Origin of the sequence: Streptomyces sp. NPDC088812, assembly GCF_044750285.1 — a bacterium.
GTDB lineage: Bacteria > Actinomycetota > Actinomycetes > Streptomycetales > Streptomycetaceae > Streptomyces.
The window spans coordinates 1-13,935 of record NZ_JBIVJP010000001.1 but is presented as its reverse complement, the minus strand read 5'-3'; the positions used below and the strand labels follow the sequence as shown (position 1 = coordinate 13,935).

Sequence of the window (13,935 nt, the reverse complement as noted above, 5' to 3'; positions counted from 1 at the left end):
CGCGGTGCGTGAACGCCGCGGAGGGACCCCCGGTCCGGAGAACGGGGATCGGGGATCGCAGGTCGGGGATCGGGGATCGCACGTCGGGGAACGGGGATCGGGGATCGGGATCTCCGTCCGGAGAACTCAGTCGGCGGCGTGGGCGAGTTCGATGTCGTGGCCGTCGACGTCCCCGCCCAGGAGGCGCACGCCCTGCGCGCGCGGAGGGTAGCCGGTGGCCGTGACCGTGTACTGCCCGCCGTCCAGGTCGGAGAAGGCGTACCTGCCGTCGCTCCCGGTCGTGGTGGTGGCGACGACGTTCCCGGCGGCGTCCACCAGCGTGACCCGCGCGTCAGCGAGCGGCGCGCCCGCTCCCCGCACGGTGCCCCGCACCTGCGCCCCGGGCCGCAGCTCGACGTCGACCCGGGTGATCCCCGTGGCGGCGACCTCGACGGACATCGCCGACGGACGGTGTCCGGGGGAGCTGACCGCGAGCGTCACCGGCCCCGGTACCAGATCGGCGACGGAGAACGCGCCGGCGCCGTCGCCGCGCACGGTCGCCAGCACGTCGCCCCGCACGTCCGTGACGACCACGACGGCTCCCGGGACGGGCTTCCCGCCGTCCGCCGACCGCACCACGCCGGCGAGCCCGCTGCCGCCCACGAGGAGCACGTCGTACGTCACCGGCGCGGCGCCGACCACGACGGTGGTGGCCTGCGGCTGGTGGCCGTCGGCGGAGGCGATCAGCACGTACGTCCCCTCCCCCGGCGCCTCCACCGCATAGGAGCCGTCGGGCGCGGCGGCCGATCGGCTCAGCTGGCGTCCGCCCAGGGAGATCAGGGTGACGGAGGCGCCGCCCACCGGAGCGCCCTCCGCGCCCCGCACCCGGCCGCGCACCCGGTACCCGCCCGTCGCGGGGCCGCCGTCGGCCAGGCCCGGCACGGCGGCGACCAGGTCGGCGACGGCACGGGCCAGCGGAACGGCGACAGCCGCGCCCACGGCCCGCTCCGATGCCCCGGCGACGACCGGTACGGGGCGGCCGGGGTGCTGCTCGGCGGCGGCCGGTACAGGACTCTCGGGGCGCTGCTCACCGATGACCGGTACAGGGCGCTGCCCGGCGGTGGCCGGTACAGGGCCCTCGGGGCGCTGCCCTGCGGTGGCAGCGAGCGCGGGACCGTCCCCGCCCCCCTGCTCCTCGGCGGCGGCCGTCCGCTGCCGGGGGATGAAGGCGGCGACCAGCAGGGCGAGCACGGCGGAGCCCGATCCGACGGCCATGACGACCCTGAACCCGTTCTCCGAGGGCAGGGCCGTGGTGCCGAACGTCGTGGTCATCCGGGCGAGGACGACGCCGGCGACGGCACCGGCGGTGGAGGTGCCGATGGACCGCATCAGGGTGTTGAGGCTGTTGGCGGCGGCCGTCTCGGCGGGGTCCACGGCGCCCATGATGAGCGCGGGCATCGCGCCGTAGGCGAAGCCGATGCCGGCGCCGATCACGCAGGACACCAGGACGAGCTGCCACACGGCGTCCATCAGCACGATGCCGAGGCCGTAGCCGACGGCGACCACCATCGCACCGAGCATCAGGGTCGCCTTCGGCCCCCGCGCCCTGGAGAGCGCGGCGGAGACCGGCGCCACGGCCATCATCACCAGGCCTGCGGGTGCCATGACCAGGCCCGTGTCCAGCAGCGACCGGCCCAGACCGTAGCCCGTCGCCTCAGGCAACTGCAGGAGCTGCGGAAGGACCAGGGACATGGCGAACATGGAGAATCCGAACGCCGTCGAGGCGAGGTCGGTCACCAGCACCTGGCGGCGCGCGGTGGTGCGCAGGTCCACCAGCGGCTGCGCGACGCGCCGTTCGAAGGCGCCCCACAGCAGCAGGACGACGACCGCGGCGGCGAACAGCCCGAGCGTGGTGCCGTCGGCCCACCCCCAGTCGGCACCCTTGGAGACCGCCAGCAGCAGACAGACCAGCCCCGCCGCGAGACCGACGGCCCCCACCAGGTCGAACCGCCCGCCGGTGCGCACCGCCGATTCGGGCACGGCCAGCGGCACGATCAGCACGGCGAGGACGCCGAGCCCGGCCGAGGTCCAGAACAGCGCGTGCCAGTCGAAGTGGTCGGCCATCAGCGCGGCGGCGGGCAGCCCCAGGGCGCCACCGACCCCGAGGGAGGCGCTCATCAGCGCGGTGGCCGAACCGAGCCGCTCGGCGGGCAGTTCGTCGCGCATGATGCTGATGCCGAGGGGGATGACGCCGGAGGCCAGTCCCTGCAACGCCCGGCCGACGAGCAGAGGGGCCAGCGTGTCGCTGAGCGCGGCGGTGACCGACCCGGCGACGAGCAGCACGAGGCTGACCAGCAGCATGCGGCGCTTGCCGTACATGTCGCCGAGGCGGCCCATGACGGGGGTGGCGACCGCAGCCGCGAGCAGCGTGGCGGTGACCGCCCACGCCGCGTCCGAGGCCGAGGCGTCCAGCAGCCGCGGCAGTTCGGGAACGATCGGGATCACCAGGGTCTGCATCAGCGAGACCACGATCCCGCCGAAGGCCAGCACCGCCACGACGAGACCGGCCCGCGGGGCGGGGACCCCCGCCGTCGGCTCGGGGCTGGGGTGGGCAGGGGTCATGGGCCGGGCCTCCGGGGGGAGATGCAGTGTGCACGACGGCCCAGACTCTAGGTCCCTTTGATTGACTTAAGCAAGTAGAGTTTTCGGTGAGCGGAGTGTGAAGAATCTGCGCACCCGCGGGGGCGAGCGGTGGTCCGAGGAGGGAGTCCGAAACCCGAGCGGAGGGCCCAGGGAGAGGGCCCGGGAAGGGGGCCCGGGAAGGGGGCCCGGGAAGAGGCGGGAATCGGGACCCGAGGAGAGCGGAGGCCGGACCCCGAGGAGAGCGGAGGCCAGGCCCCGAGGGGGACGGGAACGTTCCCACCGCCCGAAACCTGCCTTGTTCCGGGCGCGCCGCTCACCTAGCCTGACTTTGTGCCGCTCATAAACAAAACCCGTCCGCACAACGCCGTGCCGGGCGACGCGCTCCGCCGGATCCGGATCGCCCTGACCGTTTTCTTCGCTCTCGACGGATTCGTCTTCGCCGGCTGGGTCGTCCGCATCCCGGCCGTCAAGGAACAGACGAACGCCTCCACCGGCGCGCTCGGGCTCGCCCTGCTCGGCGTCTCGGCCGGAGCGGTCGTCACGATGATGCTCACGGGACGGCTCTGCCGGCGCTACGGCAACCACCAGGTCACCGTGGTCTGCGCGGTCCTGCTCTCGCTCAGCGTCACCCTGCCCCCGCTGACCCGCTCCGCGACCGCGCTGGCGGCCGTCCTCCTTGTCTTCGGGGCCGCCTACGGCGGTATCAACGTCGCCTTCAACAGCGCCGCCGTCGATCTGGTCGCGGCCCTCGGCCGACCGATCATGCCCACGTTCCACGCGGCCTTCAGCCTCGGCGGGATGATCGGCGCCGGTCTGGGCGGGCTCGTCGCGGGCACCCTCTCCCCCACGCGCCATCTGGTGGGCCTGTGCCTCATCGGCCTGCTGGTGACCGCGCTCGCCGGGCCGACGCTGCTGCGCGAGACACCGCCTCCGCCGGCGTCCGCCCGGGACACCGGCGGAACGGCCGGGGACGCCCCCCGCCCCGGGACCACCATGGACGGGGCCCACGGCAGGACAGCCGTGGAGGACACACGCACCGGAACCGCCGCGGACGGGACACACACCGGAACCGCCGCGGGCGGAACGCACACCGGGACCGCCGCGGGCGAGACGCACACCGGGACCGCCGCGGACGGGACACACACCGGAACCGCCGTGGGCGGAACGCACGCCGGGACCGTCGCGGACAAGACGCACACCGGGACCGTCGCGGACAAGACGCACACCGGGACCGCCGCGGACGGGACACACACCGGAACCGCCGCGGGCGAGACGCACACCGGAACCGCCGCGGGCGAGACGCACACCGGGACCGTCGTGGGCGAGACGCACACCGGGCGGCGGCCCTCCGGCGACCGCACGCGCCCGGCTCCCGCCGGCACCGCGCCGCCCGTCCGGGAGGAGCCCGCGCCCCGCGCGCGCCCCGCCGGGCCGCCGCACCGCCTCGCGCCCCGCGACCGCCGCCTCGTCGTCGTCTTCGGCCTCATCGCCCTGTGCACGGCCTACGGCGAAGGCGCCCTCGCCGACTGGGGCGCCCTGCACTTCCAGCAGGACCTGGCGGCCTCCCCGGGGCTCGCGGCCGCGGGCTACTCCTGCTTCGCGCTCGCCATGACCATCGGCCGGCTCACCGGCACGACGCTTCTGCAGCGCCTGGGCCGGACGCGCACGGTCGTGGCGGGCGGCACGACCGCGGCGGCCGGCATGCTGGTCGCCTCCCTCACCTCCACGGCCTGGCCGGCCCTGCTCGGGTTCGCCGTCACCGGGCTCGGACTGGCCAACCTCTTCCCCGTGGCCGTGGAACGCGCGGGCGCCCTCGCCGGACCCACCGGCGTCGCCGTCGCCTCCACCCTCGGGTACGGCGGGATGCTCCTCGGACCGCCCGCGATCGGCTTCATGGCGGACTGGTTCTCCCTGCCCGTCGCCCTGACCAGCGTGGCCGCGCTGGCGGCGGTCGCGGCCCTGATCGGCGTCTTCTTCCGCCGCGCGACGGCGAGTTGAGCCGATCGGGAGCACCGCGCGGGAGTGCCTGGAGCGCACTCCATCCGGCACACTTCCCCGCATGGAGACTGCCGAGTTCATCAGCGTCCTCGACCGGGAGGGCTCGAGGCTCGCCGCCGCCGCGGCCGCGGCGGGCCCGGACGCGAAGGTGCCGACCTGCCCGGACTGGCAGGTCCGGGATCTGCTGCGGCACACGGGCGTCGTGCACCGCTGGGCGACGTCGCACGTCGCCCAGCGGCTCACCGTCCCGCACCCGGTGGAGGACCCGCCGGACCTCGACGGCGCCGACCTGCTCACCTGGTTCGAGGAGGGGCACCGCCGGCTCGTCGACACCCTCACCACCGCCCCGCCCGACGTGGAGTGCTGGGCCTTCCTGCCCGCGCCCTCGCCGCTCGCCTTCTGGGCCCGGCGGCAGGCGCACGAGACGGCCGTGCACCGGGTGGACGCGGAGTCCGCGCGCGGCACGGCGCCCGGGGAGAGCGCCGCTTTCTTCGACCACGCCTTCGCGGCGGACGGCGTCGACGAACTGCTGCGCGCCTTCCACGCGCGCCCCAAGAGCCGGGTCCGCACCGGGACGCCCCGCGTCCTGCGGGTGCGGGCGACCGACGCGGACGACGCCGTGTGGACCGTACGCCTGTCGTCGGAGCCGCCCGCGGCCGTGCGGGGCGGTGGGGGCGACGCCGACTGCGAGGTGTCGGGAACCGCGGCGCAGCTCTACCTGGCGTTGTGGAACCGGTTGCCGTTCCCCGCCGTCACGGGCGACGCCACGCTCGCGGAGCTGTGGCGCGAGACGTCCGCCATCGTCATGAGGTGACCGGCCGACGGGACCGGCCGGCCGGTGCCGTCACTGCGCCAGCATCTCGGTCAGCACCGCGCGCTGCGCGGGCAGTACCTCACCGTGCAGCGCGCGCCCCTTTCCCGTGAGCGCCACCCGGACACCCCTGCGGTCCTCGGGACACATGGCGCGCTCGACGAGGCCCTCCTTCTCCAGCCGGGCGATCAGCCGCGAGAGCGCGCTCTGGCTCAGATGCACCCGCTCGGAGATCTCCTGGACGCGGAAACCGCACGAGCCGTCCGGGGCCGTCTTCCCGGCGAGCACGTCGAGCACCTCGAAGTCGCTGCCGCACAGGCCGTGCCGGTGCAGCGCGCGGTCGAGTGCGCACTGGGTCCGCGCGTGCATCGCCAGGATGCCCCGCCACCGCTCCACGAGCGCCGCCTGTCCGGCTTTCTCCGCCGCCATGGCCCGCACCGTAGCAGAGAACCGATTTCATTGCACCAACATTAAATGCACTTGCATTCCATGCATGTGCATGTAGTGTCGCCGCATGACCTCTCCGCTCCCCTCCCCCGCGTCACTTCCGCCGGAGGTCCGCTGGACCCCGCGGCTGTGGGGCACCCTGCTGGTGCTCTGCGCGGCGATGTTCCTGGACGCGCTGGACGTGTCGATGGTCGGCGTCGCCCTGCCGTCCATCGGCTCCGACCTCGGCCTGTCCACCTCGACCCTGCAATGGATCGTCAGCGGCTACATCCTGGGCTACGGCGGTCTCCTCCTCCTCGGCGGCCGCACCGCCGATCTGCTCGGCCGCCGCCAGGTCTTCCTGGTCGCCCTGGGCGTCTTCGCGCTCGCCTCCCTGCTCGGCGGGCTCGTCGACTCGGGACCGCTGCTGATCGCCAGCCGGTTCATCAAGGGCCTGAGCGCGGCCTTCACAGCCCCGGCCGGCCTGTCGATCATCACCACGACGTTCCCGGAGGGCCCGCTGCGCAACCGCGCGCTCTCCCTCTACACCACCTGCGCCGCCACCGGCTTCTCCATGGGCCTCGTCCTCTCCGGTCTGCTCACGGAGGCCAGTTGGCGCCTCACGATGCTGCTGCCCGCGCCGATCGCGCTCATCGCCCTGCTGGCGGGCCTGAGGCTGCTGCCGCGCAGCGAACGCGAAGAGCGGCACAGCGGCTACGACGTCCCGGGCGCCGTCCTCGGCACCGCGTCGATGCTGCTGCTGGTCTTCACCGTCGTCCAGGCGCCCGAGGCGGGCTGGGCCTCCGCCCGCACCCTGCTGTCCTTCCTCGCCGTGGCCGTCCTGCTGGCCGTCTTCGTCCTCGTCGAGCGGCGCTCGGCCGGGCCGCTGGTCCGGCTCGGCGTCCTGCGCTCCGGCAGCCAGATCCGCGCCCAGCTCGGCGCAATGGCCTTCTTCGGCTCGTACGTCGGCTTCCAGTTCCTGGCGACGCTCTACATGCAGACGCTGCTGGGCTGGTCCGCGCTGCACACGGCACTGGCCTTCCTGCCGGCGGGCGCGCTGGTGGCGCTCTCCTCGACCAGGGTCGGCTCCGTCGTCGACCGGTACGGCACCCCGCGGCTGCTCGTGGCGGGCTTCGCCCTGATGACCGTCGGGTACGCGCTGTTCCTGCGCGTCGACCTGGACCCGGTGTACGCCGCGGCGATCCTGCCCAGCATGCTGCTGATCGGCGCGGCCTGCGCGCTGGTCTTCCCCTCGCTCAACATCCAGGCCACCAACGGGGTGGAGGACCACGAGCAGGGCATGGTCTCCGGCCTGCTGAACACGTCGGTGCAGGTGGGCGGCGCACTGTTCCTCGCCGTGGTGACGGCGGTGGTGACCGCGGGCGCCCCGGCCGACCCCACCCCGCAGGCGGTCCTGGACAGCTACCGGCCCGGCCTGGCGGTGGTCACCGCGGTCGCCGCCCTCGGGCTGCTGATCAGCCTCACCGGCCTGCGCACGCGCCGCGCGCAGCGGTCGGTCGTGGTCGCCGGGTCCACGGTGGAGGAGGCACACGCGGAACCGGTCCCGGTGCGCAGGTAGGGAGGCGCCTCCCAACGTGCGCCCGGCGGGGGTGGTTGTCCCGCCGGGCGCACGTCCGCGACACTCGCCGTATGAGCGGTCACGGGGGACGGCGCACACAGGCCGAACGCGATGCCATCACCGTCGAGATCGGGTACGCGCTGGCCAGCGCCGCCTTCGCGGCGGCCGTCCTCTTCGGAGCGGTGGCCGGCCCGGCGCTGCTGTTCCGGCTCCCGGACGGCGTCGAGACACTGCTCCTGCGCACGGGGGGCGTGCTCGCGCCCGTGCTCTTCACGGTCCGGGTGGTGAGCGTCCTGACCCGCTTCCGTTCCGCCGACGACCGGACCGACCGGACCGACCGGACCGACGGGACCGACGGGACCGACGGGACCCCTCCCGGCCGCACCGACCCCGACGCCTAGGCCACGGCCGGACCGCCACCACCGGCCACGGCCGGACCGCCACCACCGGCCACGGCCGGCCGTACCCGCCCGGCGGCACGACATCGCCCTCCGGCCACCGAACCCGTCACCCGTTCTCCGCCAGCCCCACCCCGTGGGCGAGCCGCGTCACCGCGTGCCGGAAGAACGGCTCGCGGTCCTCCGCCACCCGGTGGAACTGCCCGAACAGCTCGAAGCCGACCAGCCCGTACAGCTGCGCCCAGGCCGCGACCAGCGCCACGACCACCTCCGGCGGCAGGTCGGGCGCGAGGTCGGACGCCATCCGCGCGGCCTCGGCGCGCAGGTCGGCGGGGAGCTCCGGCTCGACGGGCCGCGTCCGGCCGCCCCGGGCGTCGCGTGCGATGCCGAGGAGGAGGGTGCCGACGCGGGCGGCGTGAGGGACCGTCGTCCGCGGCGCGCTGTAACCGGGCACCGGTGAGCCGTAGATGAGCGCGTACTCGTGCGGATGGGCCAGCGCCCACGCCCGCACTCCCTCGCAGACGACGACCCAGCGCCGGACCGGCCCGTCGTCCATGACGGCGGCGTGGGCGGTCTCCGCGCTCTCCCCCAGGGAGTCGTAGGCGTCGATGATCAGAGCGGTGAGGAGGTCGTCGCGGCTCGGGAAATAGCGGTACAGCGCGGAGGAGACCATGCCCAGCTCGCGGGCGACGGCCCGCAGGGAGAGCTTGGCGGCGCCCTCCGCCGCCAGCTGCCTGCGCGCCTCCTCCTTGATCGCGGCAGTGACTTCGATCCGGGCGCGGGCGCGGACCCCGCGTGCGCTGCTGTTCATGGGGCCAGTGTCCCATGGAAGCGGAGCAGTGCCCACAAAGGAGAGCGCTGAGCACAAAGAAGAGCACTGCTCTTGCCATGGATCACCGATCCGGTGCAGACTTCCCATGAACGAGCGAGAGCAGTGCTCACACTTCGTCCGAGGAGGCCACAGACATGTCCACCACCACGCACGTCCAGAAGCCCGGCTGGCTCACCGTGAACGTCCTCAACCGCGCCGTGGCATGGCTGACCCGCCGTGGCCTGAGCGTGTGGGGCTCTCGGGTGCTGGCCGTGCGCGGCCGCAAGAGCGGGGAGTGGCGGACCACGCCGGTGAACCTGCTGACCGTGGACGGGCAGCGGTACCTCGTCGCCCCGCGCGGGCACGTCCAGTGGACGCACAACATGCGCGCGGCCGGCGGCGGCGAACTGCACCTGGGCCGGACGGTGGAGGAGTTCACCGCCGTCGAGGTCGGCGACGACGAGAAGGTGCCGCTGCTGCGGGCCTACCTCAAGCGCTGGAAGGCCGAGGTCGGGGTCTTCTTCAAGGGCGTCGGCCCGGACTCCGCCGACGCCGACCTGCGCCGCGTCGCCCCGGACCACCCGGTGTTCCGGATCACCGTCACGAACCGACGGTGATCCGGACCGACGGCACGTACCGCGGCGGTCCCCACCGACGGCGGTCCCCACCGAAGGCGATCCGCACCGACGGTGAGCGGAGCTGACGGTGGGCCGGGCCGACGGTGATCCGGAGCGACGTTGAGCCGCGCCGTCCGTCCGCTCAGGAGGCGGATCCGGCGTCCTCGCCCGTCTGGCGCCGGTCCATCGCGTTCAGCGCGCGCTGGGCGAGCGGATGCGTCCGGACGAGCTCGCCGAGCGTGGTCCGGCCGCGGGTGATGTCCGTGAACGCCCGCCAGGCCGGACGGAAGCCGGTGAGGACCGCGTGGAAGATACCCGGGCGCCGTTCGAAGAGCGCCAGCATGCGTTTGCCCACGCTCATCTCCACGCCCAGGCCCGCCTTGATCGCGAACGCGTAGTTCAGGGCCTGGCGGCGGGTGTCCACCGCGTCGTGCGCCTCCGCGATGCGGACCGCCCACTCCCCGGCGAGCCGGCCCGAGCGCAGCGCGAAGGAGATGCCCTCCCGGGTCCACGGTTCGAGCAGGCCGGCCGCGTCCCCGCACACCAGGACCCGCCCGCGCGAGAGCGGGGAGTCGTCGGCCCGGCAGCGGGTCAGATGGCCGGAGGAGATGCTCGGCTCGAAGCCGGCCAGGCCGAGCCGCCCGACGAAGTCCTCCAGGTACCGCTTGGTGGCGGCGCCCTCGCCGCGCGCCGAGATCACCCCCACCGTCAGCGTGTCGCCCTTGGGGAACACCCAGCCGTAACTGCCGGGCATCGGGCCCCAGTCGATGAGCACCCGCCCCTTCCAGTCCTCGGCGACCGTCTCCGGCACCGGGATCTCCGCCTCCAGGCCGAGGTCCACCTGGTCGAGCTTCACCCCGACGTGCGCCCCTATGCGGCTGGCGCTGCCGTCGGCGCCGACGACCGCGCGCGCCAGGATCGTCTCGCCGCCCTGGAGGACGACCGCGACCGACCGCCGGTCCGGCACCGCCGAGCCGTGCTGCTCGACGCGCTGCACGGTGACGCCCGTGCGCAGCTCGGCGCCCGCCTTCTGCGCGTGCTCGACGAGCTGCTGGTCGAACTCCGGCCGGTTGATCAGCCCGAACAGCATGTGCCGGGAGCGGCGCGTGCGGCTGAAACGCCCGTTGTGGGAGAAGGTCACCGCGTGCACCCGGTCCTGGAAGGGCAGTTCGAAGCCGGGTGGCAGGGCGTCGCGGGAGGGACCGATGATGCCGCCGCCGCACGTCTTGTAGCGGGGCAGTTGCGCCTTCTCCAGCAACAGCACGCGCCGTCCCGTGACCGCCGCCGCGTAGGCGGCCGAAGCCCCCGCGGGTCCCGCGCCCACCACGACGACGTCCCACACCCGCCGCTCGTCGTCCGCCGAAGAGTTCTCGCTGCTCACGATGGTCTACTGCTCCCGATCACGCCGCCTGCCGCACCTGTCCCCCGCATCCTACGACCGAGATCGCCACGGCCCGCTGTGGGAGGATCGACGGCACTCATCGGTACAACGTCGCACCCACAAGGAGCGTGCCCATGTCGTCGAATCCGGTCGCCGAGACCGTCGCCTCGCTCATGCCCCGGGCGAAGGCGGAGCTCACCGAGCTGGTGTCCTTCCGGTCGGTGGCGGACTTCGACCAGTTCCCCCGGAGCGAGAGCGAGGCCGCGGCGAACTGGATGACCGGCGTGCTGCGCGCCGAGGGCTTCCAGGACGTGGCCCTGCTCGACACGCCGGACGGGACGCAGTCCGTGTACGGCTTCCTGCCCGGACCCGAGGGCGCCCGGACGGTCCTGCTCTACGCCCACTACGACGTGCAGCCCCCGTTGGACGAGGCCGGCTGGGTCACCCCGCCGTTCGAGCTGACCGAGCGCGACGGCCGCTGGTACGGGCGCGGCACCGCCGACTGCAAGGGCGGCTTCATCATGCACCTGCTCGCCCTGCGCGCCCTGAAGGCGAACGGCGGCGTCCCGGTGAACGTGAAGGTGATCGTCGAGGGCTCGGAGGAGCAGGGCACGGGCGGTCTGGAGCGCTACGCCGAGCAGCACCCCGAGCTGCTGACGGCCGACACCATCGTCATCGGCGACGCCGGCAACTTCCGCGTCGGCCTGCCCACCGTCACCACCACCCTGCGCGGCATGACCCTGGTGCGGGTGCAGATCGACACGCTGGCGGGCAACCTGCACTCCGGACAGTTCGGCGGCGCCGCGCCCGACGCGCTCGGCGCGCTGATCCGCGTCCTGGACTCGCTGCGCGCCGAGGACGGTTCGACGACCGTCGACGGACTGACCGAGGGCCCCGCCTGGGAGGGCCTGGAGTACGACGAGGAGCAGTTCCGCCGGGACGCCAAGGTCCTCGACGGCGTCGGCCTCATCGGCTCCGGTACGGTCGCCGACCGCATCTGGGCCCGCCCGGCGGTCACCGTCCTCGGCATCGACTGCCCGCCGGTCGTCGGCGCCACCCCGTCCGTGCAGGCGAGCGCCCGCGCGCTGATCAGCCTGCGGGTGCCGCCGGGCAGGGACGCGGCCGAGGCGACCGCGCTGCTCCGGGCCCACCTGGAGGCGCACACCCCGTGGGGCGCGCGGGTGCGGACCGAGCAGGTCGGGCAGGGCCAGCCGTTCAGCGCCGACACGGCGAGCCCGGCGTACGCGGCGATGGCCGAGGCGATGGCGGTGGCCTACCCGGGCCGGGAGATGCAGTACGCCGGCCAGGGCGGCTCCATCCCGCTGTGCAACACCCTCGCCGCCCTGTACCCGAAGGCGGAGATCCTGCTCATCGGCCTGAGCGAGCCGGAGGCCCAGATCCACGCGGTCAACGAGAGCGTGTCCCCCGAGGAACTGGAGCGCCTGTCGGTGGCGGAGGCCCTGTTCCTGCGCACCTACGCGGCGAGCTGAGCCGCCACCGGCCCCTGTCCGGCGGGCGGCGCTCACCCGCCGGACAGGGGCCGTCCACCCGTCGACCCCGTACCCGGCGGAGGCGCTGCGGCGGGCCGTCCCCGCCGGCTGACCCGTCAGACCGGGACCCCCGCCTCCAGGTACAGCGCCGTGCCCCGCTCGCGCGCCCGCAGCGCCCAGCGCAGCCGCTCGTAGCGGACCGGTGGCAGCAGATCGGCCGCCTCGTCCTCCGTGACGAAGCGCCAGGCGCGCAGCTCCGGCCCGGGCAGCAGCAGCCCCTCGGCCGCCGCCGGGTCGAGCCGGCCGCCGTCGAAGAGGAGGCGCAGCCCGCCGTAGCCGGGCGGTGCCGGCCGTTCCCAGTCGACGACGAGCAGCCGCGGTACGTCGTCCAGGCGCACGCCGGTCTCCTCCTCGACCTCGCGCATGCCCCCGCGCGCGGGGGCCTCGCCGGGCTCCACGACACCGCCGGGGAACTCCCAGCCGGGTTTGTACGTCGGGTCGACGAGCAGCACCCGGTCCCGGTCGTCGAAGAGCAGCACGCCGGCGGCGAGTGTCTCCCCGGTGGGTTCGGGGGTCTGCACGATGTCGCAGGCGGGCACCGCGCCGCTGCCGACGGCTTCCGCGATGCGCACGGCGGTCTCGTACGGGGTGAGGTCGCTGGTGTCCACCGGGTGGGCGTCCGCGGTGAGCCAGGCGGCGAGGGCCGCGCGGTACGGCTCGATGTGGTCGTAGGACCACTGCCGTAGGCGCATCTCGCCGTCGGGGAGGTCGGGCGGGATGTCCCGCCCGGCTATTCGCTCGCGCAGGATCGTTTCCGCCGGGGCGAGGAGCACATGCCGCACGGGGATGCGCCGGGCGGCGAGGCCACCGAAGATCTCGTCACGGTACTCCTGGCGCAGCAGGGTCATGGGGACGACGAGGGTGCCGCCGAGTTCGCCCAGCAGCGCGGCCGCCGTGTCGATCACGAGCCGGCGCCAGATCGGCAGGTCCTGGAAGTCGCCGACCTCGGCGAGGCGTTTGGCCGGCAGCAGCTGCGGGAGCGCCGCACCGATGACCTCGGGGTCGAAGAGCGTGCTGTTCGGGATCAGGTCGACCAGTTCGCGTGCGGTGGTGGTCTTCCCCGCGCCGAACGCACCGTTGACCCAGACGATCACGTTTCCCCCTCTTCTGTTGGCCCCCTGTGGCTTGCCCGCTCCACCCTGCCACGGAAACCACCTCCCGTTGAGGTCGCGTGAACACCGTGGCGCCGGCCCCCGGGGCGGGGACCGGCGCCACGGCGGTGTGCGGATCCGTCAGTCGTTCCCGCCCAGGGCGCTCTCGTCGACGCCGGACAGGCTGTCGCTCGCGATGGCCGGGTCGAGCGTGGTGAGGGTGTCCCCCACGTTCAGCCCGTCGAGGTCCTGACCGGCCAGACCGTGCGAGGGGGTGATCGCCGCGACGACGAAGCCGGTGGCGAGGGAGGCGATGGCGAGCATGCTGCGCTTCTTCATACCGGGATCAACTGCGCGCGGCGCGCGAGGTCACGCGGCAACCGGGGCACGCCGGACGCGGCCGCCGACGCCATCACCCCATCCGCCCCCCTCACCTCCGGCCTCTCACACCCCGCCGCCGTCACCCCCGGCCTCTCACACCCCGCCGCCGTCACCCCCGGCCTCTCACACCCCGCCGCCGTCACCCCCGGCCTCTCACACCCCGCCGCCGTCACCCCCGGCCTCTCACACCCCGCCGCCGTCACCCCCGGCCTCTCACACCCCGCCGCCGTCACCCCCGGCCTCTCACACCCCGCCGCCGTCACCCCCGGC

The 13,935-nt window shown here is 74.2% G+C and carries 11 protein-coding genes and 2 pseudogenes; 7 read left to right on the top strand and 6 right to left on the bottom strand.

The genetic code is table 11. The features are described 5' to 3' along the window. Window positions 1–126: 126 nt before the first annotated feature. Entirely contained in the window at window positions 127–2,601 is a 2,475-nt protein-coding gene (locus ACIP67_RS00065; protein WP_401684979.1) for an MFS transporter, read from the bottom strand. Between the two features lie 387 nt (window positions 2,602–2,988). Here ACIP67_RS00065 and ACIP67_RS00060 point away from each other — a divergent pair. The 3 genes and pseudogenes from ACIP67_RS00060 to ACIP67_RS00050 form a co-directional block, all read left to right on the top strand. After that, window positions 2,989–3,559: pseudogene (locus ACIP67_RS00060) on the top strand (MFS transporter); the annotation flags it as partial. Window positions 3,560–4,026: 467 nt separating this feature from the next. Next, window positions 4,027–4,620, top strand: a pseudogene (locus ACIP67_RS00055) (MFS transporter); the annotation flags it as partial. Window positions 4,621–4,681: 61 nt separating this feature from the next. After that, window positions 4,682–5,434, top strand: coding sequence for a maleylpyruvate isomerase family mycothiol-dependent enzyme (locus ACIP67_RS00050; protein WP_401684977.1), 753 nt, complete (start codon window positions 4,682–4,684; stop codon window positions 5,432–5,434). A 30-nt stretch (window positions 5,435–5,464) separates the two neighbouring features. Here the strand turns inward: ACIP67_RS00050 and ACIP67_RS00045 are convergent, their stop codons facing one another. Beyond that, window positions 5,465–5,860 carry a MarR family winged helix-turn-helix transcriptional regulator gene (locus ACIP67_RS00045; RefSeq protein WP_401684974.1) on the bottom strand — a complete coding sequence of 132 codons (396 nt, stop codon included), beginning with the start codon at window positions 5,858–5,860 and terminating at the stop codon, window positions 5,465–5,467. Between the two features lie 85 nt (window positions 5,861–5,945). On the opposite strand from ACIP67_RS00045, the gene ACIP67_RS00040 reads away from it, so the two are divergent. Together ACIP67_RS00040 and ACIP67_RS00035 are read left to right on the top strand one after the other, a co-directional pair. After that, complete coding sequence (locus ACIP67_RS00040) at window positions 5,946–7,436, top strand: MFS transporter (RefSeq protein WP_401684971.1); 1,491 nt, start codon at window positions 5,946–5,948, stop codon at window positions 7,434–7,436. 71 nt (window positions 7,437–7,507) lie between these two features. Continuing rightward, window positions 7,508–7,837, top strand: coding sequence for a DUF6332 family protein (locus ACIP67_RS00035; RefSeq protein ID WP_401684968.1), 330 nt, complete (start codon window positions 7,508–7,510; stop codon window positions 7,835–7,837). A gap of 106 nt (window positions 7,838–7,943) precedes the next feature. On the opposite strand, the gene ACIP67_RS00030 is transcribed toward ACIP67_RS00035, so the two are convergent. Further along, window positions 7,944–8,645, bottom strand: coding sequence for a TetR/AcrR family transcriptional regulator (locus ACIP67_RS00030; RefSeq protein ID WP_401684965.1), 702 nt, complete (start codon window positions 8,643–8,645; stop codon window positions 7,944–7,946). Window positions 8,646–8,800: 155 nt separating this feature from the next. Here ACIP67_RS00030 and ACIP67_RS00025 point away from each other — a divergent pair, with 155 nt between their 5' ends. Further along, on the top strand, window positions 8,801–9,262 hold the full coding sequence (locus tag ACIP67_RS00025) for a nitroreductase family deazaflavin-dependent oxidoreductase (RefSeq protein ID WP_401684962.1): 462 nt from the start codon (window positions 8,801–8,803) through the stop codon (window positions 9,260–9,262). A gap of 142 nt (window positions 9,263–9,404) precedes the next feature. On the opposite strand, the gene ACIP67_RS00020 is transcribed toward ACIP67_RS00025, so the two are convergent. Further along, complete coding sequence (locus tag ACIP67_RS00020) at window positions 9,405–10,643, bottom strand: geranylgeranyl reductase family protein (protein ID WP_401684960.1); 1,239 nt, start codon at window positions 10,641–10,643, stop codon at window positions 9,405–9,407. A gap of 134 nt (window positions 10,644–10,777) precedes the next feature. Between ACIP67_RS00020 and ACIP67_RS00015 the strand changes: the two genes are divergently transcribed. Then, window positions 10,778–12,133 (top strand): dipeptidase, encoded by a 1,356-nt coding sequence (locus ACIP67_RS00015; RefSeq protein ID WP_401684957.1) that lies wholly within the window; start codon window positions 10,778–10,780, stop codon window positions 12,131–12,133. Between the two features lie 116 nt (window positions 12,134–12,249). Here ACIP67_RS00015 and ACIP67_RS00010 read toward each other — a convergent pair whose 3' ends face one another. Both ACIP67_RS00010 and ACIP67_RS00005 read right to left on the bottom strand, forming a co-directional pair. After that, window positions 12,250–13,287: an NUDIX domain-containing protein gene (locus ACIP67_RS00010; RefSeq protein WP_401684955.1), complete on the bottom strand. Its 1,038-nt coding sequence runs from the start codon at window positions 13,285–13,287 to the stop codon at window positions 12,250–12,252. 138 nt (window positions 13,288–13,425) lie between these two features. Beyond that, complete coding sequence (locus ACIP67_RS00005; RefSeq protein ID WP_401684952.1) at window positions 13,426–13,623, bottom strand: hypothetical protein; 198 nt, start codon at window positions 13,621–13,623, stop codon at window positions 13,426–13,428. Window positions 13,624–13,935 lie beyond the last annotated feature (312 nt).

Excerpts from the sequence above, each read along its gene's own strand:
- ACIP67_RS00065 (WP_401684979.1), bottom strand. The coding sequence starts at position 2,601 with ATGACCCCTGCCCACCCCAGCCCCGAGCCGACGGCGGGGGTCCCCGCC.
- ACIP67_RS00050 (WP_401684977.1), top strand. The coding sequence starts at position 4,682 with ATGGAGACTGCCGAGTTCATCAGCGTCCTCGACCGGGAGGGCTCGAGG.
- ACIP67_RS00045 (WP_401684974.1), bottom strand. The coding sequence starts at position 5,860 with ATGGCGGCGGAGAAAGCCGGACAGGCGGCGCTCGTGGAGCGGTGGCGG.
- ACIP67_RS00040 (WP_401684971.1), top strand. The coding sequence starts at position 5,946 with ATGACCTCTCCGCTCCCCTCCCCCGCGTCACTTCCGCCGGAGGTCCGC.
- ACIP67_RS00035 (WP_401684968.1), top strand. The coding sequence starts at position 7,508 with ATGAGCGGTCACGGGGGACGGCGCACACAGGCCGAACGCGATGCCATC.
- ACIP67_RS00030 (WP_401684965.1), bottom strand. The coding sequence starts at position 8,645 with ATGAACAGCAGCGCACGCGGGGTCCGCGCCCGCGCCCGGATCGAAGTC.
- ACIP67_RS00025 (WP_401684962.1), top strand. The coding sequence starts at position 8,801 with ATGTCCACCACCACGCACGTCCAGAAGCCCGGCTGGCTCACCGTGAAC.
- ACIP67_RS00015 (WP_401684957.1), top strand. The coding sequence starts at position 10,778 with ATGTCGTCGAATCCGGTCGCCGAGACCGTCGCCTCGCTCATGCCCCGG.
- ACIP67_RS00005 (WP_401684952.1), bottom strand. The coding sequence starts at position 13,623 with ATGAAGAAGCGCAGCATGCTCGCCATCGCCTCCCTCGCCACCGGCTTC.